This window comes from Methylocystis suflitae (genome assembly GCF_024448135.1).
In the GTDB taxonomy this organism is placed as follows: domain Bacteria; phylum Pseudomonadota; class Alphaproteobacteria; order Rhizobiales; family Beijerinckiaceae; genus Methylocystis; species Methylocystis suflitae.
Window position 1 is genome coordinate 1 of sequence record NZ_JAMRYX010000177.1, and the last position, 2,848, is coordinate 2,848.

Sequence of the window (2,848 nt, forward strand, 5' to 3'; positions counted from 1 at the left end):
GGCGGCCTGGGTGAAGCCGTCCCAGCGCCAAAGATCGCCCTCTTTCGAGACGAGCCGCTGGCCGGGCTTCAAAAGCTTGCGCAGGCTCTCGCCCTCGGTGCGCAGCACAACGCCGATCTGCGCGAGGCGACGGCGCAGCGCCGGCGGCGCCTCGACGAGCGCGGCGAGCGCGCGCACGCCATTGGGCAGGGCCGGATCGCCCTCCCCAGACGTCACGGACCAATGCGCCGGCGCCGAATCATCGGCCGAGGCGTCAAGATCGTCGCCGAGCGCCGCACCCAGCGCGGTCTCATAGCCTTTCTCGACGGTCATGCTCTCGACCACCGGCGCCCAGAGGCCGCCGGAGCCGCTTTGCAGCAGATGTTCGAGCGTGCGGATCTCGGTCTCGAGCCGCTGGGCGCGCAGCGCCGCCTGCTCTGACGGCGCGCGGGCCGCGGCCTCGGCGTCGCGCGTTCGCCGCGTGGCGGCCTCGGCCTCATGCGCCGCCTCTTCGGCGGCGCGCGCGTCCTGCGCCGCCTGTTCGAAAGCCTGGGCGAGACGCTCGACCTCGTCGGCGCCGCCGCCCTGCCCGGCGATCAGCGCAAATTCCGTCTCGATGCGGGTAAGCTCCGCCTCGAAGCGCGCGACCCGTTGATTTTCGTCGCGCAGCGCCGCCTCAAGCGCCGCCCGCTTGGCGTTGACGCCGGCGAGCTGCTCCTGCGCGCTCGACAGCTCGGCCTCGGTCGCCGCCAGCGCCGCTTCGATTTCGGTCAGCCGCGCTTGCGCCTGGGTCTCGCGGCCAGCATCGTGGGCGTCGCCGCCTTGCAGCTCGGCGCGCTCATCCTCAAGCCGCTGCGCGACCCCAGCCGCGTCCAGGATCAGCGCACGCTCGCGCTCGAGATCGCGGCCAAACTGTTCGATATGGCGCTGAAGTTCGGCGATTCGCTGCTTGGCGCGCTGCTCGTCGGCCTCGAGCGCCTGACGCGCGGCGACGAGCCGATGCAGCGCCGCGCCGGCCTCGGCCTCCTTGTCGCGCAGCGGCGGCAGCTCATGCGCGGCGACCGCCTGGAATTTCGCCGCCTCCGCCTGCTCCAGCGTCCGTTCCTGCACATTGCGCCGGCCGGCGTCGAGCTTGTCCGCGGCGCCCTGCAGCTGCTGGGCGGCGAGCTGATAGGCGAGAAGCGCCGCCAGCGCCTCATTCTTGCGGATTTGCGCCGCGAGCCCACGGTATTTGGAGGCTTGGCGCGCCTGCCGCTTCAAGCTGTCGGCCTGGCTGTCGACCTGCTTCAGCACGTCTTCGAGGCGCGTGAGATTTTCCGAAGCCGCATTGAGGCGCAGCTCAGCCTCGTGGCGGCGCGAATGCAGCCCGGCGACGCCGGCGGCGTCTTCGAGAATGCGGCGGCGCGCCTGCGGCTTCGCCGAAATGATCTCGCCGATCTGACCCTGGCGCACGAGCGACGGCGAACGCGCGCCGGTGGCGGCGTCGGCGAAGAGAAGCTGTACGTCGCGGGCGCGCACCTCGCGGCCGTTGATTCGGTAGGTGGAGCCCTGCTCGCGCTCGATTCGGCGCGTGACCTCGATCGCGTCGGCGTCGTTGAAGGCCGCCGGCGCGGTGCGCGACGAATTGTCGAGCACCAGGCCAACTTCGGCCAGATTGCGCGCCGGGCGCGAGCCGCCGCCCGAGAAAATCACGTCGTCCATGCCGGACGCGCGCATGTTTTTATAGGAGTTTTCGCCCATCACCCAGCGCAGGGCTTCGACAAGATTCGACTTGCCGCAGCCATTGGGGCCGACGACGCCGGTCAAGCCCGGCTCGATGAGGAAATCGGTCGGCTCGCAGAAGCTCTTGAAGCCCAGAAGGCGCAGGCGCTCGAATTTCATTGCCTAAAGACCGCCACAAACTGCAGGGGAAAGCAAGAAAACCGACGCGATATGTTGTGGGTAGGCTCTACCGAAGGGCGCTCCGAGACGGATGCGCGTCGCATTTCGCCGCCGAATCACATTTTCATTGCATCGCAGGATTGCGGCGGAAAAAATAGAAATGAGACGCTGGGCGTCTAGTGAAGGACAGCTATCCTCTCCCTCATGCTGAGGAGCGCCTGAAAGGCGCGTCTCGAAGGACGAGGGAGAGCTTAAGAGGCGTGCGTGAAGGTTCCCTCGTCCTTGGAGACGCCTGCTCCGATCTCGGGTTTACCCGAGATCGGCATTTGAAGCCCAAGTCGGGCAAGCCCGACTTGGGTGCAGGCTCCTCAGGATGAGGAAACCTTCAGTCGAGCACTGCGAATCTTTGACCGAAATCGCGAGGCTTAAAAGGCGAAGAATGGGTTCAGCCAGTCCGCGGGACGAAGATTTCTGGGTGTTCGGCTACGGGTCGCTGATGTGGCGGCCGGGCTTCGACTTCATCGACAGCGCGCTCGCCTGGGTGCACGGCTATCACCGCGCGCTGTGCATCTTCTCGCATGTCCACCGCGGCACGCCGGAGCGGCCGGGGCTGGTGCTGGGGCTCGATCGCGGCGGCTCCTGCCAGGGCGTCGCCTTCAAGGTCGCGGGGCGCGACCGCGCCGAAACGATTCGCTATCTGCGGGAACGCGAACTCGTCACCTCGGTCTATCTCGAAAAAACGCTCGGCGTGCGATTCGTCGACGGCGGCGGCGCCAAGGCCCTCGCCTATGTCGTCGACCGCACGCACATCCAATACGCCGGGCGGCTGCCGGAGGAGGAAATGATTCGCCTGATCGCCGAGGGCGTCGGCCTCAATGGCGACAATCCCGCCTATGTGCGCAACACCTACGAACATCTGCTGCGGCTCGACATCCATGACGCCGAACTCGCCGAAATCGTCCGCCGGCTCGATCATCAGTCATGCAGA

Annotated in this window: 2 protein-coding genes; one reads left to right on the top strand and one right to left on the bottom strand. The window is 67.4% G+C overall.

Annotated features, from left to right (window positions below):
• The coding region (locus tag NEI07_RS13780; protein WP_256035278.1) for a chromosome segregation SMC family protein at positions 1 to 1,860 on the bottom strand (1,860 nt) is incomplete at its 3' end.
• Positions 1,861 to 2,299: 439 nt separating this feature from the next.
• On the opposite strand from NEI07_RS13780, the gene NEI07_RS13785 reads away from it, so the two are divergent.
• Positions 2,300 to 2,848 (top strand): gamma-glutamylcyclotransferase (locus NEI07_RS13785; protein WP_256035279.1); only part of this gene is annotated, 549 nt, incomplete at its 3' end.